This is a genomic window from Chryseobacterium sp. MP_3.2, assembly GCF_035984805.1.
GTDB lineage: Bacteria > Bacteroidota > Bacteroidia > Flavobacteriales > Weeksellaceae > Kaistella.
This window is the reverse complement of record NZ_JAXCHW010000010.1, coordinates 1-21,708: the sequence shown is the minus strand read 5'-3', so window position 1 is coordinate 21,708 and position 21,708 is coordinate 1. Positions and strand designations below refer to the sequence as shown.

The 21,708-nt window shown below is 34.5% G+C and carries 22 protein-coding genes; 17 read left to right on the top strand and 5 right to left on the bottom strand.

Features of this window, described 5'->3' with window-relative positions; translation table 11 throughout:
* Positions 1-29: 29 nt before the first annotated feature.
* From rnr to tsaB, 7 genes are all read left to right on the top strand, one after another.
* Complete coding sequence (rnr, locus tag RCH13_RS11490; RefSeq protein ID WP_326987389.1) at positions 30-2,174, top strand: ribonuclease R; 2,145 nt, start codon at positions 30-32, stop codon at positions 2,172-2,174.
* Positions 2,175-2,375: 201 nt separating this feature from the next.
* Entirely contained in the window at positions 2,376-3,059 is a 684-nt protein-coding gene (locus RCH13_RS11485) for a LysE family translocator (RefSeq protein WP_326987388.1), read from the top strand.
* Positions 3,056-3,985 carry a S66 peptidase family protein gene (locus RCH13_RS11480; protein ID WP_326987387.1) on the top strand — a complete coding sequence of 310 codons (930 nt, stop codon included), beginning with the start codon at positions 3,056-3,058 and terminating at the stop codon, positions 3,983-3,985. Before RCH13_RS11485 ends, RCH13_RS11480 begins: the two co-directional genes overlap by 4 nt.
* Complete coding sequence (locus RCH13_RS11475; protein ID WP_326987386.1) at positions 3,985-4,344, top strand: DoxX family protein; 360 nt, start codon at positions 3,985-3,987, stop codon at positions 4,342-4,344. The genes RCH13_RS11480 and RCH13_RS11475 overlap by 1 nt, the downstream gene beginning before the upstream one ends.
* On the top strand, positions 4,344-4,715 hold the full coding sequence (locus RCH13_RS11470; RefSeq protein WP_326987385.1) for a YraN family protein: 372 nt from the start codon (positions 4,344-4,346) through the stop codon (positions 4,713-4,715). The genes RCH13_RS11475 and RCH13_RS11470 overlap by 1 nt, the downstream gene beginning before the upstream one ends.
* 11 nt (positions 4,716-4,726) lie before the next feature.
* Positions 4,727-5,485, top strand: a complete 759-nt coding sequence (locus tag RCH13_RS11465) for an SDR family NAD(P)-dependent oxidoreductase (RefSeq protein WP_326987384.1) — start codon at positions 4,727-4,729, stop codon at positions 5,483-5,485.
* 30 nt (positions 5,486-5,515) lie between these two features.
* The gene (gene tsaB / locus RCH13_RS11460; protein WP_326987383.1) at positions 5,516-6,208 is read left to right on the top strand and encodes a tRNA (adenosine(37)-N6)-threonylcarbamoyltransferase complex dimerization subunit type 1 TsaB; all 693 of its coding nucleotides are present in this window, start codon (positions 5,516-5,518) and stop codon (positions 6,206-6,208) included.
* A 13-nt stretch (positions 6,209-6,221) separates the two neighbouring features.
* On the opposite strand, the gene porW is transcribed toward tsaB, so the two are convergent.
* From porW to RCH13_RS11440, 4 genes are all read right to left on the bottom strand, one after another.
* A complete protein-coding gene (gene porW, locus RCH13_RS11455; protein ID WP_326987382.1) occupies positions 6,222-8,777 on the bottom strand; it encodes a type IX secretion system periplasmic lipoprotein PorW/SprE in 2,556 nt (851 codons plus the stop codon).
* Between the two features lie 84 nt (positions 8,778-8,861).
* On the bottom strand, positions 8,862-9,425 hold the full coding sequence (locus RCH13_RS11450; protein WP_326987381.1) for a Maf family protein: 564 nt from the start codon (positions 9,423-9,425) through the stop codon (positions 8,862-8,864).
* Positions 9,426-9,432: 7 nt separating this feature from the next.
* Entirely contained in the window at positions 9,433-9,951 is a 519-nt protein-coding gene (locus tag RCH13_RS11445) for a KdsC family phosphatase (RefSeq protein ID WP_326987380.1), read from the bottom strand.
* Positions 9,941-10,693 (bottom strand): Rossmann-like and DUF2520 domain-containing protein, encoded by a 753-nt coding sequence (locus tag RCH13_RS11440; protein ID WP_326987379.1) that lies wholly within the window; start codon positions 10,691-10,693, stop codon positions 9,941-9,943. Before RCH13_RS11440 ends, RCH13_RS11445 begins: the two co-directional genes overlap by 11 nt.
* Positions 10,694-10,797: 104 nt before the next feature.
* On the opposite strand from RCH13_RS11440, the gene RCH13_RS11435 reads away from it, so the two are divergent.
* The 9 genes from RCH13_RS11435 to RCH13_RS11395 all read left to right on the top strand — a co-directional run bounded on the left by RCH13_RS11435 (position 10,798) and on the right by RCH13_RS11395 (position 19,432).
* Positions 10,798-11,349, top strand: a complete 552-nt coding sequence (locus tag RCH13_RS11435; RefSeq protein WP_326987378.1) for an RNA polymerase sigma factor — start codon at positions 10,798-10,800, stop codon at positions 11,347-11,349.
* 13 nt (positions 11,350-11,362) lie between these two features.
* Positions 11,363-11,914, top strand: coding sequence for a hypothetical protein (locus RCH13_RS11430; RefSeq protein ID WP_326987377.1), 552 nt, complete (start codon positions 11,363-11,365; stop codon positions 11,912-11,914).
* Positions 11,915-11,925: 11 nt separating this feature from the next.
* Positions 11,926-12,438: a hypothetical protein gene (locus RCH13_RS11425; RefSeq protein ID WP_326987376.1), complete on the top strand. Its 513-nt coding sequence runs from the start codon at positions 11,926-11,928 to the stop codon at positions 12,436-12,438.
* A 110-nt stretch (positions 12,439-12,548) separates the two neighbouring features.
* Positions 12,549-13,541, top strand: coding sequence for a hypothetical protein (locus RCH13_RS11420; protein ID WP_326987375.1), 993 nt, complete (start codon positions 12,549-12,551; stop codon positions 13,539-13,541).
* 76 nt (positions 13,542-13,617) lie between these two features.
* On the top strand, positions 13,618-15,414 hold the full coding sequence (lepA, locus tag RCH13_RS11415; RefSeq protein ID WP_326987374.1) for a translation elongation factor 4: 1,797 nt from the start codon (positions 13,618-13,620) through the stop codon (positions 15,412-15,414).
* 53 nt (positions 15,415-15,467) lie between these two features.
* Positions 15,468-16,529: a hypothetical protein gene (locus RCH13_RS11410; protein ID WP_326987373.1), complete on the top strand. Its 1,062-nt coding sequence runs from the start codon at positions 15,468-15,470 to the stop codon at positions 16,527-16,529.
* The gene (locus tag RCH13_RS11405; RefSeq protein WP_326987372.1) at positions 16,529-17,188 is read left to right on the top strand and encodes a hypothetical protein; all 660 of its coding nucleotides are present in this window, start codon (positions 16,529-16,531) and stop codon (positions 17,186-17,188) included. The genes RCH13_RS11410 and RCH13_RS11405 overlap by 1 nt, the downstream gene beginning before the upstream one ends.
* A 118-nt stretch (positions 17,189-17,306) precedes the next feature.
* Positions 17,307-19,004 carry a M14 family metallopeptidase gene (locus tag RCH13_RS11400; protein WP_326987371.1) on the top strand — a complete coding sequence of 566 codons (1,698 nt, stop codon included), beginning with the start codon at positions 17,307-17,309 and terminating at the stop codon, positions 19,002-19,004.
* Between the two features lie 47 nt (positions 19,005-19,051).
* The gene (locus RCH13_RS11395) at positions 19,052-19,432 is read left to right on the top strand and encodes a DoxX family protein (RefSeq protein WP_326987370.1); all 381 of its coding nucleotides are present in this window, start codon (positions 19,052-19,054) and stop codon (positions 19,430-19,432) included.
* Between the two features lie 42 nt (positions 19,433-19,474).
* Here RCH13_RS11395 and RCH13_RS11390 read toward each other — a convergent pair whose 3' ends face one another.
* On the bottom strand, positions 19,475-20,356 hold the full coding sequence (locus RCH13_RS11390) for a cupin-like domain-containing protein (RefSeq protein ID WP_326987369.1): 882 nt from the start codon (positions 20,354-20,356) through the stop codon (positions 19,475-19,477).
* A gap of 454 nt (positions 20,357-20,810) precedes the next feature.
* Between RCH13_RS11390 and RCH13_RS11385 the strand changes: the two genes are divergently transcribed.
* Positions 20,811-21,599: a GLPGLI family protein gene (locus RCH13_RS11385; protein ID WP_326987368.1), complete on the top strand. Its 789-nt coding sequence runs from the start codon at positions 20,811-20,813 to the stop codon at positions 21,597-21,599.
* Positions 21,600-21,708: the final 109 nt, after the last annotated feature.

The following is a 21,708-nucleotide window of genomic DNA, read 5'->3' as shown; positions in this document are numbered from 1 at the left end:
GAACTCTTTAAAACAAATGAAAAAATTAAATGGCAAATAAAAGTAAATTTATATCTCATAAAAATGATCAAAAACTCCAGCAAATAGGACGCTCGATCTTAAATTTTATGAATGAAAACTCATCCAAAATCTACAATTACAAACAAATTGCAGATGGAATTGATTTTAAAAATCCGCGTCAACGCGAACAAGTGATACAATCACTTCACAAACTCCTGTCTGACAAAAAAATCAAGGAAGTTGAGCACGGTAAATATATTATCAACCTAAATATTGAAGGAACTTTAACAGGAACAATCGACTTTAATCAAGCTGGTAATGCTTATGTAAGAGTTGATGGAGTAGAAGATGACATTTTCATCCACTCAAAAAATGTAAAAGATTCCATGCAAGGCGATAAAGTCCTTGTAGTAACCTACAATTTTAAAGGTAAAAAATTAGAAGGTTCCGTTTTAGAAGTTTTAGAAAGAAAAAGAGACCAGTTTGTAGGAACTTTTCAATTGATCAAACACAAAGATTTCGGATTTGTAGTCAGTGATAAAAAATCAATGAGTACAGACATCTTTGTTCCAAAAGGTAAAATAGGCGGTGCAGAAGATGGCGACAAAGTTATTGTAAAAATGACCGACTGGAAAGCCGGAGAAAAAAATCCAGAAGGAGAAATCATTCGAGTGTTGGGTGCTCCCGGTGATCACGAGACAGAAATTCATTCTATTTTAGCAGAATATGGTTTACCCTACAGTTTCGCCGAAGAAGTGGAGGCAGAAGCAGAAGCAATAGACCGCACGATTCATGATACAGACAAACGCCGAGATATGCGAGATATCTGCACATTTACCATTGACCCGAAAGATGCTAAAGATTTTGATGATGCGCTTTCCATCCGGCAATTAGAGAATGGAAACTGGGAAATTGGTGTTCACATAGCAGATGTTTCTCACTACGTAGTTCCCGGTACTTTGATTGATGACGAAGCCTATGAACGTGCGACCTCTGTTTATTTGGTAGATCGCGTTGTTCCTATGTTGCCAGAAGTTTTAAGCAATGATGTATGTTCCCTGCGTCCAAATGAAGATAAATATACTTTCTCTGCAGTTTTTGAAATTGATGAAAATTCTCAGGTTCAAAACGAATGGTTCGGAAGAACTATAACCCATTCAGACCGTAGATTTTCTTATGAAGACGCTCAAGAAAGGATAGAAACTGGCGAAGGAGATTTAACAAAAGAAATTTTAACCCTGGATCGATTAGCGAAACAATTGAGAAAGGAGAGAATAGACAATGGTGCAATCACCTTTGACCGCAGCGAAGTTCGTTTCACATTAGATGAAAACAGCCAACCGATTGGTGTTTATTTTAAAGTCAGCAAAGATTCTAACCACTTGATTGAGGAATTTATGCTTTTGGCGAATAGAAAAGTTTCAGAATTTATTTCCTTAAAAAAAGGTGGAACACCAACTCAAAATACCTTCATCTACAGAATTCATGATGATCCCGATCCAACTAAATTGGAGGCTTTAAGAGATTTCGTCGGAACTTTTGGATATGAAATGAATTTAGCCAACACTAAAAAAGTGGCGGAATCCTTAAACAAATTACTCAAAGAAGTTCAAGGAAAAGGTGAAGAAAATATGATTGAAACATTGGCGATGCGCTCAATGAGCAAAGCCATTTATTCTACCAATCCGATTGGCCATTACGGTTTGGGATTCGAATATTATTCCCACTTTACGTCTCCAATTCGGCGTTATCCTGATTTAATTGCACACCGATTATTACAGCATTATTTAGATGGTGGTAAATCTCCGAATAAACAAGAATACGAGGAAAAATGCAAACATTGCAGTGCCATGGAGAGATTGGCTGCAGATGCAGAGCGGGATTCCATCAAATTCATGCAGGTTAAATTTATGGAAAAACATTTGGGCGAAGAGTTCAGCGGTATTATTTCTGGCGTTGCAGACTTCGGATTCTGGGTTCAAATTCCAGAAAATGGTGCAGAAGGTTTGATCAAACTTCGGGATTTAATGGATGATTCTTATTCTTATGATGCTAAAAATCATTTGGTTCAAGGCAGCAAAACCGGCAATCAATACCAATTGGGAGATAAAGTAACCATCAAGGTGATGAAAGCCAATTTAATTCAGAAACAATTGGATTTTAAAATTATGTAATTTTTTTAAAAAATATATTGTACAAGAGTATTCAGAGAAATCTGAATACTTTTTTTATGACCTCAATTCAGAGGTTAATTGTGCTATTTGAGAGGTTTTTCGGTGGTTGTGATGGTTATTTTATCCTTATTTTGGTCTTTATGTTGTCAAACTTTCCGTATTTTCGCAGGACAACAATGTTTGTAAATCACAACAGTAATTATGTTAGAACTCATTTTCTCGGCAATCGGTTTAGGCATTATGCTGAGTCTTGTTTTTATCGGTCCTATCTTTTTTCTTCTCATTGAAACAAGTTTTACACGTGGTCCGAAACATGCAATGGCATTGGATTTGGGTGTAATTCTGGCCGATATAATCTGTATCGCTGCCGCTTACTTTGCAAGTGGAGATTTGGTAGAAATCATTGATAAACATCCAGGATTTTATAGAATTACCGCATTTATCATTCTCATTTACGCAATTTACATGGTGGTTTCCAAGACTAAAATGCATTTGGCGGGTGAAGAAAAAATGATTAATCAAAACTATTTTAAAACCTTCGTAAATGGTTTTTTCTTTAATATTTTAAATATTGGGGTTGTACTTTTTTGGCTTGTCACCGTAATATCTGTGCGCAATTCTTATCCAGATCTTCATGATTTCTTGCTTTATATGGGTCTTGTTGTAGGAACATATTTGGTAATTGATTTTTTCAAAATTACCTTAGCAAAGCAATTTCATAACAGATTAACGCAAAAACTAACCAATCAAATTAGGAGAGGAGTAGGTTTTGTTTTGGTTGCATTCAGTATTCTAATATTCCTGCAAAGCTTTAAAAAATTCAATCAGTTCGATCAAAAATTAGAAGACGCGGAGAAAATTCAACAAAAACTTATTCACCAATGAGCACAATAATTTTTCCCAAATCCCTGAAAAAAGGAGATAAAATTGCAATTATTTCTCCCGCTGGATCTGTAGAAGAGGCTCAATTAGAACAAAGTTTAAAACTAATTGAAGCGCACGGATTTGAGCCCGTTTTAGGAAATCATTTGTACACAAAATATAATCACGGGTACGGATATGCAGGCACAGAAAAAGAAAGAATTTCTGATTTTAACTGGGCAATAAATGAGGATGAAATTAGCGCAATATGGGCATCTAGAGGAGGATATGGAGCTCAACATTTGGTGAAGCATGCAAAGATGACCAACTTCAAAAAAAATCCAAAGTGGTACATCGGTTATTCTGATAATACAGTCATTCAAAGTCTTTTACTGAAAGATAACATCGCCTCCATCCACGCACAAACCATTAAAACCAGTAGTTTTGGCGTCTCTACAGAAAGTTATAGCCAAACTTTTGATATTCTAAAAGGGAAATTTCCTAAGTATAAAATAGATCCGAATCCATACAACAAAAGTGGATTAGCAGAAGGAAAATTAATTGGTGGAAATTTAGCTTTGATTTACGCACTTTTAGGAACGGCCTATTCATTCAAATTTAAAGATAAAATCCTTTTTATAGAAGACATCGGTGAGAAATATTATGCGTTAGATCGAATGTTAATAAGCTTAGATTTGGCGGGAGTTTTCCGAAAAATCAGAGGCTTGATTGTGGGCGGCATGACCTTAATGGGTGATGAAAAAGAAAATAAAAATTACGAGGAGAGTTTTGATGAATTTTCTTACCAAATTATAAGTGAAAGAATTTCAAAATATAATTTCCCGGCGCTTTATGCCTTTCCAAATGGACATATATTTGAAAACCGACCCTTAATTATTGGCGCCACAATTAAGCTGAAAGTAGGTGCCGAAAATAGAGTAGAATTCTAATGGAAACACTTGAAATTTCTAAATACCTCCTTGGTGGATTTTTAATTTTGGTAGGAATCATGCATTTTCTTTTACCAAAATTCTTCATGAGCATTATGCCACACTATTTGCCGGCGCATAAGACCTTAGTTTTGCTCAGTGGTGTAGTAGAAATTTCATGTGGAATTTTACTGCTTTTTCCCAATACTCAAACGATTGGAGCCTATGCAGCCGTCGCATTATTTGTCGCAGTATTCCCTGCGAATATTGAAATGTCTCGGCAATTCTATGTAAAAAAGAAGAAAGGTTTTTGGTGGACTATTATAAGATTACCTTTTCAAATTGGACTTATTTATTGGGCTTTACAATTCATCAAATAATGGCGAAACATAACGATTTTGGCGCTCTCGCAGAAGATTTAGCCACCGATTTTTTAGCCCGAAAGCAGTATAAAATTTTGGGTAGAAATTATCGTTACCAGAGAGCTGAAATCGATATCATCGCGGAGTTTGAAGGAATCGTTATTATTGTGGAAGTAAAAGCGAGAGGCACGGATTTTTTTATGGAACCACAGGAAGCAGTGACCAAAGGAAAAATAAAATCGCTCGTGAAGTGTGCAGATTACTATATGCAAAGCAATGAGATAGACAAAGAAGTTCGTTTTGATATTATCACCGTGGTACCAGATGAACATAAAAAATTACAGATTACCCACATCGAGGACGCATTTCAGTCTTTTGATGCCAATTAAATTCCTTAATTATGAAAACAGTTTTAATTACCGGAGCAACCTCTGGAATCGGAAAAGCCACAGCTGAGCTTTTGGCAAAAGGAGCTTTTCGATTAATTATTTGCGGTAGAAACGAAGCGGTTTTAAATCAGATGAAAACGGAGCTTTCTGCCAAAACCGAAATAACTAGTTTAAAGTTCGATGTCCGAGATAATAATCAGGTAATAAAGGCCTACAATTCTCTGCCAGAAGATTGGAAAGATATCGATGTGCTCATTAACAATGCTGGAAACGCTCACGGAATGGATTCCCTGGAAAACGGAAACGTTTCAGATTGGGACGCAATGATGGATGGTAATGTAAAAGGCATTCTCTACATTTCAAAATTAATAATTCCAGGAATGAAAAAACAAAATTCTGGACATATTGTTAACATTTCTTCTACGGCGGCTCGACAAACCTACGCGAATGGTGTCGTGTATTGCGCCAGCAAAAAAGCCGTAGATGTTATTTCTGAAGGAATGCGTTTGGAACTCACAGAATTTGGCATCAAAGTAACTAATTTGCAGCCAGGCTTGACGGAAACAGATTTTTCTAAAGTTCGTTTTAAAGGTGATGGAGTTCGCGCCAAGACTGTCTATGAAGGATTTCAAGCTTTAAAAGCAGAAGATCTTGCAGATGCCATTTCCTATTGTATCAATGCGCCAAAACATGTTTGTGTTTCTGATATGACCATTTATCCAACTGCGCAAAGTGAATCTAGAACGGTGTATAAAAATAAAGATAAATAAAATACAGATCATCTGAAATCATTTCTTACCATGAAAATTCTCCATATAGAGACCTCTTCTAAAAATTGTTCTGTTGCCATATCTGAGGACATGAAAATACTGTGTTTATGTGAACAGGTTTCTGAAAATTACAAGCAATCAGAAAGCCTGCATACTTATGTTCAATGGGCTTTGGAAGGAGCTGATATCTCTTTGCAGGATTTAAACGCTATTAGCTTAGGAAAAGGTCCGGGATCTTATACCGGACTTCGTATAGGAGCTTCTGCTGCGAAAGGTTTCTGCTACGGTTTAAATATTCCGCTCATCGCGGTGGAATCGATAGAAACACTTGTACAGCCTTTTATTGATAAAGGATATGATTTTATTATTCCTCTGCTTGATGCGCGACGGATGGAAGTATACACTGCCGTATTTGATGGGAAGACGGGAGAAAGAAATTCTGCAACAGAAGCCATGATTTTAGATGAATTTTCCTTTCAAGAATTTGCAGATAAAAAAGTATTGTTCGTGGGTGATGGCGCTAAAAAAGTTCAGGTTATCGTAGGATTAAGTTTCGCGGATTTTAATGATACGATTTATCCTTCAGCGAAATTTTTGGTGGAGAAAGCAGCGCAAAAATTTTCAGAAAAAGACTTTGAAGATGTGGCATATTTTGAACCATTTTACTTGAAAGATTTTCAGGGAATCAAAAAGAAAGATAAGATAAAAAAAGGCGAAGATTAAACTTCGCCTTTTTTTATTTCAACTCCAATTGGGGAAGTTGGAATTGATCCGGAGCAATTAAGCCTTCCTGTTTTTTTGGTTCTCCAGGTCTTGGTGGACCTTGATTTTTAATCTCATTTTCTCTCACTTTCTCATTCATTTTCGGGGTCGAAATATCATTTTGATCTTGGATTGGAGCAGTATTAGTATTGTCAATCTTATTTCCAGAAGCATCAGTAGTTTCAATCTGCAAATCACTTTGGAGGTATTTCAGCATTTCTCGGGCTTTTTCCCCTTCCCGTGTTTTTTCGTAATTCAAGGCGATTTGTTCCAGTTGTAAAATCATGATTTCTTTACCTGCAATTTTCCCGGAATTAAATGCATTGAGCAAAGAGAATTTTGGAACCAAACCGTCTTTCGGATATTTTTCTAACGCAGTTTCAATTAAACTTTTACTTTCTGCATATTTTTCGGTACTGTATAGATCGAAGGCTTCTTCATACACCTTCTCTACTTCTTCAGAAGATTTAGCAAACTCATTATTCCTTGGATTTCTTACAAATTCAGCATAAGAAGTATAAGGGAAATCACTTAAAATCATTTGTTTCGCTCTTTCTGCAGCTGCGGGATTCTTTTCGTAATTAAAGGCAAACGCTTGATAAAGTGCCTGTAATTTAATGTCGTCTTCTGGTGCAGAATCTACCAAAGTGTATAATGTTTTTGTAGCAAGTGGTGTATCTGAAAAAAAGTTCTCATACATTCTCCCTAAACCTAAACTTGCAGTATCACGTGCTTTTTTCAAAGCTGCAATGTCGGCAGTATTCGTTGGGATTTTTTCGATGTAAAAACTGGGCTCTAGTCTTCTCGGATCTGGAGCTGTTCCAATTCCCATGGCTTCATTCTTTAGATCTTCTATGGAATTGCTCCGTGCAGAAGTTCGCCAATTGTCATTCAGGGCACGGTTTCCCCAAATTTGTTTAAAGCTGGATTCCCCTTTTGCAATGGTGCTGGAATTAGCGAAATAGAATCCACCTTTGCCGCCTCCGAAATCTTGAAAACCACCCGCAGTTCCTGCAAACACAGAATTGGCAGAGTAATCACCTGTATCAAATCCTTGGTTTCTTTCTTCGCGTCTTTTCAGCAATTCTTCTTTTTGTTCTTTTACTTTAATATCTTCTATGAATTTAGAAAAATAAGCAATTCTTTCAGCTTCTGGCATTCGAGTCAAGGCTAAAATACTGTCGTTTTTCTTGATTAAATAGTAGTTAGAAGAAACTTGTTTGATGTTTTGAGATTGTTCTTTTAGCAATTTTTTTGAGGGTTCATAAGTCATCACCGTCAAAGCAGAATCGTAATAGGCGCCTGCCGCCAAATAATCACTATTTTCAAAATAGCCTTTTCCAATTTCAAAATAACTTAACCCTCTAATTTGTGGATCAGAAACTTTTTCTGTGAGCGATTGTGCAAAATAAGCTTTGGCTTCCTCCTTTTTACCCGCTTTATACGCCATTAAACCTAAGGCATAATAAAACTCATTTTTACGGGAAGCGTAGGTTCCTTTTTTACTTATTTTCTCTAAATAATCCTTGGCACCTTCGTAATCATCATCTTTTCCGTTAAAGGTTTTTGCGATCTCGATCTGAGATTTCACTTCAAATTCAAAATCATTTGAGTTTTTGTAAGCGGTCACAAAACTTTCCCGAGCTTCTTCATTTCTGCCTAAATTGGCTAAAATTTGACCACGAAGAAAAGAGATCCTACTTCTTAGTTTTCTGTTTTTATTTACCGCATATGCTTCTTCCAATTCTTCTACGGCTTTTTGTTTTTGACCAGACTCAAGCAACATTTCTGAATAATAAATACTCATTAATTTTCTTTGATCTTTCTTAAGATTATCCTCTTTTAGCTCAGTGAAGACTTCTTCGGCACGTACATAATCTTCCATTTTAGAATAAGCTAGAGCTTGATAGATTCTTGCAAGAGGAATTCTTTTATCTTTTCTCATGTTAGAAAAAACATAATTTAAACCATCTAAAGCTTCCAGAGGTTTATCACGGTAAAGTCTCGATTGGGCCAATAAAATATTAGCGTCAAAAATTCTTTTATTCTTTTCTTCTCCAGATTTCATTACAGAATACTTTGCAATCGCTTTTAACGCTTTAGCTTCCGCAATTTCTAGGGTAGTTGCACCAGTTTTAGTACCAGAAGCAGAATTCGAACCCGATGAATTGAAGGAGCTAGGATTAAAATTGGAATTGGCAGAATTTCTAGACGAACCTGGAACACCAGGACCACTACTTCCCCTATTTCCTGGTCCGGTAGGTCCATCATTTGAAAGCATTCCGCCACCTAATTCGCTACCAAGAGGTTGCTCATCATAAGTTAGAAGCTGGATGTAAGGAGCGTAGAAATTGTCTTTGTGGGCCTTATCTCGATTTCTTAATTCCGTTTCAAGCGCATCTTTACTGTTAAAGAGCGTATTGTAGTAGGAATAAAAACCTTTCATAAATGTGGAATCATTGGACTTTTTCCGGGTGGAACAAGAGTTGAAAACCACGACTGCTAAAAGAAAGAATATAGTTTTTTTCATTATTTCATAATAACTTTCAAATCCAGCTTTTAGTATAAAAAATCCGAATTAATTTGTGTAAAAATAATGATTTTTATTTTTGAATTAAGCGTTTTCAAAATCTTTTAAAGCGGTGTAAAGCAAATGCGTTGGAAGTCCCATGATGGTGTAATAACTGCCGATAATTTGTTGAATTTTTGCCATTCCTAACCATTCTTGAATTCCGTAGCTCCCGGCTTTATCAAATGGAGCGTAATTTTTCACATAGAAATCAATTTCCTCCTCTGATATTTCTGCCAGCTTTACGGACGCAACATCTGTTCTAGAAAATGTTTTTTTCAAAGTTTTCAGCGTAAAGGCCGTATAAACTTCGTGGGTTTGGCCAGAAAGTTTTCTCAACATTTCTTTGGCTTCTCCTTCATCTTTCGGTTTTCCTAAAATCTCATTTTGAATAGCAACAATTGTATCTGCTGTAATCAGAACTTCATCTTCTTTCAAAGATCGGAACGCGTTTGCTTTAAGGGTAGAAAGAAATGCGGCAACCTCTGGAATTGGCAATTTTTCAGGATAAATTTCTTCACAATCAATGGGTACCACATCGAATTCAAATCCTAAACTGAGTAATAATTCTTTTCTTCGGGGTGAGCCAGAACCTAAAAGTATTTTCATAAATGTTTTAAATGCTTTGGGTATTATCTTCCACCCATTTTCCTTGAATTTTCATGACCTGTTCTATCACATCCCGCACGGCACCTTTTCCGCCTTCAATTGAAGAAATATAGTCTGAAATTGCTTTCACTTCTGGAACGGAATTTTTTGGACAAGCAGAAATGGCGGACTTAAGCATCATTGGAATATCGGGTAAATCATCGCCCATCGTCAAAATTTCTTCATTTTTGAGAGTGTATTTTTCCTTAAAATTGTTGAAATCAATCATTTTGTCGGGTGATTTTGCATAATAATCTTTGATCCCCAAATAATGAATCCTATTTCTAACTTCTTCATCATTTCCGCCTGTAATAACCGCGATGGCATAATTATTTTTAAGGGCCTTTACTACAGCATACCCATCTAAAACATTCATGACTCTACACATATTTCCACCCGGCATTAAATATACACTGCCATCTGTGAAAACGCCATCTACATCAAATACGAAAGCTTTTATGTCTTTTAATTTTTTTTTATAACTCATACATTTCTTTTATAGAATCATTCATTGTGCGGTAAATTTTAAGGTGTTCTTCGTCCGTTAGTAAATCTTCATGAACTTTTAAAACTCTTTCATCACCGCGTATTGCAGGACCGGTTTGGGCAAATTTTGGATCAATTTCTTTTATTTTAGCTGTAGTTTCCTGTATTAAAGGAATAAAATAGTGGAAAGGAATATTTTGGGCATCCGAAATTTCTTTGGCTCGTGCATAAAGGTGATTCACAAAATTGCAGGCAAAAACGGCGGTAAGATGAATATACTTTCGTTTTTCAAAATCGCTTGCCATCACATGAGGAGAAATGTTCTGTGCTAAATTTTCTAAAAAATGTAAATCAGCCGCATTATCTGCTTCTACAAAAAACGGAATTTCAGAATATTTTAAATTTTTACTCTTAGAAAAAGTCTGTAGCGGATAAAAACTTGCTTTCCTGTAATTTCCTTCTAAAACGGCTACAGGTAAAGAGCCAGAAGTGTGCGCAACCAGACAGTTTTCTGCTGTAATCATTTTTGAAACTTCATTTACGTAATCATCACTCACCGCAACGATATAAAAATCTGCAGATTTTAGTACTTTAGTAGAATAAGGAACATCGAAGGCGTCAGAAATCTCTTTCAAATCCTTTTCATTTCGGCCAAAAATTTGATCAAGAGAAATTCCTTTTTCAGAAAAAGCTTTCGCTAAATGATAAGCAACATTGCCCGATCCGAGAATTACAATCTTCATGAATTTAATTATGAACAAAGATAATTAATTTGCTTTGGACTAAAAATTGAAATACTTATTTAACTTTTAAGTAGATTTATAATCAAAATAATGAAAGCGTCTCAATGAAGATCCAGGAAATCGAAATTATCGAAATGATGTCTGACGAAAAAACCCGTGAAAAAGGAGTTCGTTTGATGATGGATGCTTACCAGAGTAGGTTATATTGGCATATTAGAAGATTTTTAGTGGATCACGATCTGTCGCAAGATGTTTTGCAAGACACGTTTATAAAAGCGTATCAAAATTTTCATCAGTTTAAGCAAGACAGTCAATTATATACGTGGCTGTACAGAATAGCAACAAATGAATCTTTGCAACAACTTAATAAATTGAAAAAGATGCAGCAAAGTGACGAAGGGTCAGAATATCATCTTCAAAATTTAGTAGCAGATAACGCGGGAGTAGAAGCAGAAGAAATTCAGATATTATTGCAAAAAGCAATTCACTCCTTGCCCGAGAAACAGAAATTGGTGTTCACCTTAAGATATTATGATGAACTGCCTTATGAGGAAATATCTACCGTTTTAGAAATGTCAGTTGGAACATGTAAAACCAATTACCATTATGCAAAACAGAAAGTAGAGGCTTATATTAAAGAAAATTATACGGAATAAAATTTTTTCTCCAATGAAAAATTTAGATATAGAAAAGTTAGAACGAAAGAATATTTATCAGGTTCCTGATAACTTTTTTGAACAAATGCAGGCAAAGGTGCTCCAAGAAACTGCTCCTGTGAAGGAAAGAAAATTTTTTAAAATGAATTGGGCATATTCAGCCGCCGCCGCAGTTGCATTGCTATTCGGAATTACGTTTTTAGTTAATAATGAGGGCAGCACAGAAAACACGGAAATGGCAGTTGCGAGTGCAAATCTGGATAGCATAAAGAGTTCAATATTAGCAGATAAGCCAAAAATTGTAGATCATATTTCTTATACTGACAAAAGGGTAAAAGAAGATAAAATTCAGGAAGTAAAAAGTGTTGAAATAAATGCACAGCGGCCGAAAGCAATAGCTACAGTAACTCGAAAAATGACCACCGCAAAAATAGAAAACACTAAAATAAATACGCAGCAAGAGAACATGCCGATGGATCAGATTCTATCAAGTTTTACTTCGGCAGATTTAGCGGATTTAGGAAGAAATACAGAGCAAGACATTTATTTAGATCTGTACAATTAAAGCAAGTAACCATGCAAAAGATTTTATTATTAGGTGTAGTTTTATTGAGTTCACAAATCACCTTCGCACAGGAGCAAAGGTATGATTGGAAAACAATGAAACCCGATCAAAGAAAGGAAATCATTCAAAAAATGAATCCTAAAGAGAGGACCATGTTGCTGAATCAATTTAGAGAAGACATGATGGTTTCTGAATTAGACGTGCCGAAAACAAATGAAGAGGAGTTTAAAACATTGTACGCAGAGTATCAAGAAAAGCAAGCAGCCATCAAAAGAAAGTTTAAGTCGGAAGCAGATTATGAAAGCCTGAGTGATGATGAAGCCACAAAGCAATTGAATCAAAGTTTTGAAATTGGGCAGGAGCTTTTGGATAATAGAAAAATGTACGCGCAAAAATTTATGCAAGTGATTAAACCACAGCAAGTTCTCCAGATGTATCAAACAGAGGGAAAAATGCGCAACAAAATTATAGATAAGAAACAAGACGGGCTTGGAAATCCAAGTTCGCAGCGTAGGAGACCATAATAGTTTATTTTTTTAATGTTGAAGCGACCTCTGCAATTAATTTTGTAGAGGTCGTTTTTTTTTCTTAAAATTTGAAATATTATGTTAATTTCGTCAAAAATAATTTCAAAATGTTTAGATATCTATTTCTTCTTCTTCCCCTTTTTGCTTTCTCCCAAAAAACGCAGGAAATTTATGTGATGGGAACCATTAAGGATAAATCCAATACTACAAAAAGTGTCTCCTTTATTGATCTGCGTGAGAGCAAAGATCTGGGAACTGTTACTTTTAAAGGTAAACAAGTACAGTTTATCTTCCCAAAAAATGATGCTGAAATTTTCGTTAACGAGTGGTTCTTGAAATATAACAAAGACCCAAAAGGAAACAATAACATTGTTTTGGTATTGGAAAAACTGCACTTTGCAAATAATCCCACAGAAGATGAAAAAAATCACTTTACTGCTGATTTCAGAGCGAGCACGTTTTTAGAAAAAGAGGGGCAATATTTCTTTCTAAGCAGAGTAAACAATTTATACACACCAAATCAAGATTTCCCAGAAAATCCTATGGGTATTGCATTAACGGTGACACAATTATTTCAGTCCCTACTAAATCAGTCTTATACCAAAACTCCTTCTACTTTAGCATTGAGCAAGGAATCTTTATCTGATTATGAAACTTTTTTAGTCCCTAGTTTAGCTGCTAATAAAAATCCAGAATTGGCTTCGGGTATTTATTCAGATTTCGAAAGTTTCTTTTCTCAATCACCATTATTGGGTTATGAATTGATTCGGAATGCAAATAATGAAGTAAAAAGCGCTAAGAAAGGGGAGGAGACAATTCCATCATATAAAATCTTTGCTTATTCAGATGGCAACAAGGCGCATTTAAATACAGCAGGAGGATTTTTAGAATTAGAAAAAGATGATAAAGGCTTTTTTGTAACTTCCAATGAAGGCACCTTGAATCCAGCACAAATGAATTCTACTTACGGAATGTTTGGCCTTATCGGAGCAGGGATTGGTGCCATAGAAACCAGTGCAAAAAACAAAGCTGCCCGCAAATTACCGACTTCAAAAATCTACATTGATCCGTTGTCTGGTAAATATATTTACGGCAAATAGACTCTAAAAATAGATTCATACACAGAGAGGCATTATTGCCTCTCTTTTTCTATCTTTGCAAATACAAGATTCTTAAATGAAAAACATACGTAATTTCTGCATTATTGCACATATAGACCATGGTAAATCAACTTTGGCAGACCGACTTTTAGAATATACCAATACCGTTACACAAAGAGAACTACAGTCCCAGACTTTAGATGATATGGATATTGAAAAAGAGCGCGGAATCACCATAAAATCGCACGCTATTCAAATGGATTATGAATTAAATGGAGAAAAATATATTCTCAATTTAATTGATACTCCGGGTCATGTAGATTTCTCTTATGAAGTTTCCCGTTCAATCGCCGCTTGTGAAGGTGCGCTTCTAATTGTAGATGCTGCACAAAGTATTCAGGCTCAAACGATAAGTAACTTATATTTAGCCTTAGAAAATGACTTAACCATCATTCCGGTTCTTAATAAAATTGATTTACCTTCCGCAGATCCAGAAGAAGTAACGGATGAAATCATGAATCTAATTGGGTGCGAATATGAAGATGTATTGCGTGTTTCTGGTAAAACCGGGGAAGGCGTTTTGGATCTGTTAGAACATATCGTAAAAAGAATTCCTGCACCAGTAGGTAATGAAGATGGTCCACTCCAAGCTTTGATTTTTGATTCAGTTTACAATCCATTCCGTGGCATTGAAGCTTACTTCAAAGTAGTCAACGGAAGCATCAAAAAAGGACAACGAATTAAATTTATGGCCACCAATAAAATGTACGAAGCCGATGAGGTAGGTACATTAAAATTAAAACAAACGCCTAAGAAAGAAATTAAAACGGGCGATGTAGGATATATTATTTCTGGAATTAAAGATGCGCGAGAAGTTAAAGTAGGAGATACTCTTACCACTTTTGAAAACGGCGCAACAGAACCGATCGATGGTTTTGAAGAAGTAAAACCTATGGTTTTTGCAGGAATTTATCCCATAGAATCCGAAGATTTTGAAGAACTTCGTTTCTCTCTGGAGAAATTGAGATTGAATGACGCCTCCTTGGTTTTCGAACCAGAAAGTTCTGCCGCCCTAGGATTTGGATTCCGTTGTGGATTCTTAGGAATGCTTCACATGGAAATTGTGCAAGAGAGATTGGATCGGGAATTTAATATGGATGTGATCACTACTGTTCCCAATGTTTCTTACCACGGTTACAATAAAAAAGATCCAGATACCATGATTCTCATTAATAATCCCTCAGAAATGATGGATCCTATTTCTTTGGATCGCGTAGAAGAGCCTTTTATTAAAGCTTCTATAATCACGAAATCAGATTATGTAGGTCCCGTAATGACTTTGTGTATCGAAAAACGCGGCGAAATTGTGAACCAAAGTTATTTAACCGCAGATCGGGTAGAACTCGTTTTCAATATGCCTTTAGCAGAAGTTGTTTTCGATTTTTATGACCGTTTAAAATCTATTTCAAAGGGTTATGCTTCTTTCGATTATCACCCAATTGGGTTCCGTTCTTCTAAATTAGTGAAGATGGATATTTTAATTAATGGTGATATGGTAGATGCACTTTCCTCTTTAATTCATGATAGCAATTCCTTTTATATTGGGAAAAGAATGTGTGAGAAATTGCGCGAACTAATTCCAAGACAACAGTTTGACATTGCGATTCAGGCGGCTTTAGGTGCGAAAGTTATTGCAAGAGAAACCATTAAAGCTTTAAGAAAAGATGTTACCGCAAAATGTTACGGTGGAGATATTTCCCGTAAGCGTAAATTGCTAGAGAAACAAAAGGAAGGAAAGAAAAAAATGAAACAAATCGGTAGAGTAGAGGTTCCACAATCCGCATTTATGGCGGTGTTGAAGTTGAATGATTAAGCTCGAATTTTTTTTGACTATTTTTATCCAAGATAATTTCGAGATGATCCAAAATGGAAAAACTAATTCCTTCCTTTAAAGATATTACTCTATGGCAAAAACAAAATTTTGTTAACACAGGAGGAACTAGAGCAAAATTTGTTGCTCTCAATGAAAAAGAAGAAATTTACTATTTTAAAGGTTCGAAAGAGGCTCCTGATGGAAGTATCAGATATCCGTTAGAATTTTGGTCTGAAATAATATCTTCAAAGATTGGTCAATCGTTAGGATTCGAAATGCTTGATTATAATATTGGTTATGATTCGAATCATATTCAAAAGATTGGTTGTTTATCTAAGTCTATGATTATTGAAAAGCATGAAAGGCTTACAGAGGGAATAACATATTTAAAAGGATATTCACCTAATTATGATCCAGTTAAAGATAAGAAAGACTACACATTTAAATTTATTAATGATGCTTTAATTCATCATAAAATCAATATCCATCTCCCTTTTTTAATTGACACTATAATATTTGACTGCGTAATTGGAAATTCCGATCGACATCAAGAAAATTGGGGCTTTATCAGAAAATATATTGAAATATCGTTAAATGAAAAGAGTCAACCTTTAAGTAAAAAAGTAGAAACTAATTTATTTACAAAAGTAAAAAATGCATTTGTAAATAAGCGAAAACAGGAAGTAGAAAACGCAAGAAAGAGTAATAATGTAATCAGATTAAATTTTAATAACACTAGCAGATTTTCCCCTATTTATGATTCAGGTTGTTGTTTGGCGAGAGAAAAAAATAATGCGGAAATTTTGGAAATGAATAAAGACATTCAAATAATTGAACGATATATAAATAAAGGTAAATCCGAAATTCATTGGGAAGGAAAAAAAATTACTCATTTTGAATTAGTTGAAAATTTGCTGAATAATTATGGCGAAATCGTCAATAATAGATTAAAGGTTATTAAGAGTAATTTTAAAATTGATGAAATAGAAGCTATAATTTTCTATATCGATAGTCAATTGCCCGATTTTTGTAACGAATACAAGATAACACCAGAAAGAAAAGATGTTATTATAAAAATATTAAATTTGCGTATAGAAAAACTATTGTCTTTGTAATGAAAAAGATAATTAAACATATAGATTTAACTTGGAGAACAGGTAAAGGTGGAAGTAGAATTCCTGTAGGAAGAATAAAAAAAAATTCATCCAAAGGAGTTGTATTTAGTTATCTCAAAAAAGGAGTTGAAGAAGCTAGAAAAAATGGTTTTCTACTTTTTGAAGGTTTCCCAGATGTTAATAAAGTTTATGATTCAAATGTTTTAGATATTTTTGGACATAGATTAATTAAAAATGAAAGGAGTGATTCAAAATTTTTTTATGACTTTTGGATGATAGAAACAAATAAAAGAGATGATACCTTTTATTTATTAGCTATGACGCAAGGACTTGTCCCTACTGATAATTTTGAATTTTTAGCAGATTTCTATCCAGTAAAAGATCTTTGTTTCATAACTGAAATTTCGGGATTATCCAAGACTCAAATTGGAAGTAATTTATTGAATGAAAGAGATATACTAAAGCCTATATTGGAAAAAGATAATAATTATGATAAATACGCTGTTGCACTATATAAAGATGAGTATAAAATTGGGTATGTAAAGTTGATTAATAATAAAGTTTTTTATGCTTCTAAATATACTCCAAAAGTCACAGTGCATTCAATTGAAAGAAATGGAGTTTTGAAAAGAGTCTTTATTAAAGTGCTTTTTCAATAATTTTTATATTTTTGATTGTAATAAATTGGTAGTTATCATTAATCTTATAATATAAATTCCTGAATTCGTTCAGGAATTTTTTATATAAATTCGTTTGACCAAACTAAAATTAATCTTAATGAAATTTTTTTCAATCTTCGCTATCTTACTTTCCTCCTTAGTTCTCTCCCAAACCAAGCCTCAAACTCCTTACGAAAAAGGCAACGGAAATCAAACCAACACCTACGCAGAAATGGTTAGTTTCTACAATCAGGTAGCAAAAGATTTCCCAACCATTACTGTAGAAAATTTTGGAACGGATGATAATGGCGAACCCATAAAAGTGGTCATTTTTAATAATTCAAAAGATAAAAATGTTCCCACAATTCTTATCAATAACGGAATTCATCCGGGTGAGCCTGATGGAATAGATGCCACCATGATGATGATGCGCGATTTTGCAACCGGAAAACTTTCAGTTAAAAATTTAAAAATTGTTGCTATCCAGGCTTATAATATTTCAGGAATGCAGAGAAGAGGTAAATTCAGCCGCGCCAATCAAAACGGTCCGGAAGAATATGGTTTCCGTGGGAATGCCCGGAACTATGATTTGAATAGAGATTTCATTAAAAATGACACCGAAAATGCCAAAGCTTTTCAACAGATTTTCCAGCATTTCAAACCGATCTACTTTATTGATAATCATGTTTCAAACGGCGCGGATTATCAATACTTGTTCACTTATATTTCTACTAATAAAGAACGGTTGGGAAAAACGTTGGGAACCTATTTTAATGAAAAAATGCAACCAGAGATTATACAGACTTTAGAAAAGAAAGGTATTCTTACTACACCTTATGTCAATATTCACGGTGATTCTCCGGATGCCGGTTTTCCTACTTTTATGGATTCCCCGAGATATGCAACAGGTTATACCACGTTATTTAATACGATGGGAACCGTTGCGGAAACACATATGCTAAAACCCTATAGAGATCGCGTTCGCGCTACCTATGAAAATATGGTAAGTTCCATCAATTACACCTCTAAAAACGCGAAAGAAATTCAGCAAAAAATGGCAGAAAGCTTAAAAGATTATCAGCCTAAGATGAAATATCCTATTCAATGGAAACTAGACAGTACCAAATATCAACTAATTGATTTTAAAGGCTATGAAGCGCGTCAAAAACCTAGCGAAGTTTCTGGAAAGCCTCGTCTATTTTATGATCAAAGCAAACCTTTCACTCGAAAAGTGAATTTTTACGATCAATATATTCCTACGAAAGAAATTGTAATTCCGTCTTATTATGTCATCCCAAAATCTGAAAGAAAGGTCTTAGAACATCTCCACCGGAATAGCATTAAAATGACTTCAATTAAGCAAGATTCTACTGTTTTTGCCCAGCAATATCAAATTTCTGATTACAAAACAATGAAAAATCCTTACGAAGGTCACTATGCTCATTACGACACGAAAGTTAAAGCGGAAAAAAAAAATTTTAAAATAAGAAGTGGGGATTTTTTAGTTAGTACAAAACAAAATGGCGTAAAATATTTGCTGGAAACCTTGGAACCAGAAGCTACCGATTCTTTTTTCAACTGGAATTTTTTTGATGCAATTTTGGGTCAGAAAGAATATTATTCCGATTATGTTTTCGAAGATACGGCTACTGATTTATTGAAAAATAGTCAAGTTTTGAAAACCGCTTTTGAATTTGAAAAAATAGCCAATCCAGATTTTGCAAAAGATGGAAAGGCGCAATTAGACTGGATTTACAAACATTCCGAATATTATGAAGGAAGCGTAGGTTTATATCCGATTTATAGGATTTTGTAAATTCCACATGTCATTTAAATTCAAGAATTAAAACGATGATTAAAAATTTGATAAGAATAGTTTTGGGTGCTTTCATGCTTTTAGCAGGAATCGGTCACTTGACTTACGCAAGGGAAACTTTTCAGGCGCAGGTTCCGGATTGGATTCCGCTTTCCAAAGATTTTGTGGTTCTTGCTTCCGGCGTGGTAGAAATTCTCTTTGGATTGAGTGTGCTTTTCTGGAAGAAGCAGAGAAAATTTGTCGGATTAGCGTTGGCCATCTTTTTCATTTTAATATTTCCTGGAAATATTTCCCAATATGTGGAACAGCGGGATGGTTTTGGTTTAGATACGGATGCTAAAAGATTAATCAGACTTCTCTTTCAGCCTGTATTGATTTTCATCGCTCTTTATTCTACAGATGCAATTCAATTGCTCAAGAAGAAATAAAAGGAAAAACGCTTTTAGATATAGAATCTAAAAGCGTTTTATTTATTTTGGTAAACCTTTTTTCAAAGCGTAATTGGCGCGTTCGATGGCTTTTTTTTCTTTCCAAACCATGTATTTTCCTTTCAATCTAGCTTTCAAAATATTATCAAAATTTCTTTGAACTGTAAGATTCCAAAGCGATTTTGCTTTTACCGCCCAAGATTTATCCCAAGCTCGCAGCGAAATGGAAAAACTTCCGTCTAGATAGCGCATCCAATGCCACCAACCTGTCGGCATAAATAACGTATCGCCATGTTCCAGAAAACATTCTACACCCTGTACACCTTCTAAAGCTGGGAATTTTTCGAAATCAGGATTAGATATGTCATAATCTTCTAAGGCATAAGTGGCGAAGGGAATTTGATACAAACGCTCTTTCCATTTGTTATCAAAAAGCAAAACATGTTTTCTGCCATTAAAATGCGTGTGGAAAATATGCGCCATGTCAATATCATAATGAAGAAAAGTTTCAGAGCCTTTTCCGCCAAAAAACATATTTGGATATTTATCTAAGAATCCGCCCATTAATTCTTTCGGAGAGATATAATCATCCAGAAGTTTTGGGGCCGTTTTAATTGGGTCAAAAAGAAATATTCTTAAATCTGTGGGTTTTTCTTTGATCAAATCAATGTAATCCGAAAATTTCATTTTAGTTGCGGACGCATTAATTGGTGCGGCTGGATCTGCTTTGGAGGAATCATAAAGCGGAACTTCTACGTCGCCCACGGTTTCTTTCATGTATTCCATGGTCCATTTCTGGTAAGCCGGCCATTTTTTCGCCATGTTGCGAATGACAACTGGTTTGCGCGGAATTAAATACTTTTCTCGAAAATCTTCTTTAGAAATGTCTTCCACAACATCAATCGGAGTTAAATGTAGTCCCATATTACGTAAATATCAAGGTGCAAAATAATGAAAAGTTTTCAACATTGCAGATTTACAACTTAACATAATAAAAAAAATATTGAGAAAGCGATAAAAAAACTTGCATAGGTTTAGGTTTAGTTTAGAGTATTAATCAATTAAATTTTATTATGAAAAAATTGTTTTTACTTTCAGTTTTCATGTTGGGATCTGCATCCCTAGCTTTTGCAAAAGGATTAGAGGTTAGCCCAATGCAAAATAAAAAGATTGTGGAAGCTGCAACCCTAATTTCAAAAAAACGGATGATAATGATTACTACCTCGTGCGGAAATTCATATAATGTGGACTCTCCCAACTCTTGGACATCCAGTCAAATTAACACATGGATAATTGGGTTTGATGCGGGAAATTGCGCCTAGTTTGTAATTTAGGAATGATCCTTAAAGATTAAGGATCATGCTTTTAAAAGAAAAAAATGAAAACAAAATATATAATCATCTTGTTATTTTCTGTAGCAATTTTTTCAGCTCAAAAAAAGATCATGAAAATTTCTTATCAATATAATTATCTGACAGATTCTACTAACAAGTTATCTGAAAAAGAGGATCTCATGATTTTAGCTATAAAAGATAATAAATCTTATTTTTATAGTGAATTTAAACAAATCGGAGACTCTCTTTTAGAAGATGACGTGAAAAATGGAATTGATCTTGCAAATGCTTTGAAAATTAAGGAAAAATATGGACTAAGTAAAAATTCTTACTTCATCACGAAAGATTATCAATCGAGCCTACTTTTATTCTCAGATAAAATAATGAACAATTCTTATTCTTATTTTGAACAAATTCCTACAATTCCTTGGAAAATTTTAAAAAAAGATGAACAAATTTTAGGATACCAAACAATCCAAGCAACTGCACATTTTGCAGGAAGAGATTATATAGCTTGGTTTACAACAGAGATTCCTGTATTTGATGGACCTTACAAATTTCAAGGATTACCAGGTTTGATATTAAAATTAACTGATACCAAAAATAATTTTCTTTTTAAAGCAATTGCTATTGAAAAAAACAAATATATAAACACCAATAGCAAGATGGGAAAAGTCATCCCTACTACCAAAGAAAAATATGCTGAATTAAAGAAAAATTCTGTAACAAACTTCATTCAATTTATAAATTCAACATCTGAAGTTATGGTTTCTCCAGTGAATACATCTGAAAAACCCAAAGAAAAGCCATACAATCCAATTGAACTAAATTAATGTCTGATAAAACATGTCCCGTCCTAAAAAAGCGATACAGATTATTAAACAAAATTAAATAATTAAACACTAGCGATAACGTTATCGCTAGTGTTTTTTCTTTTGTAGG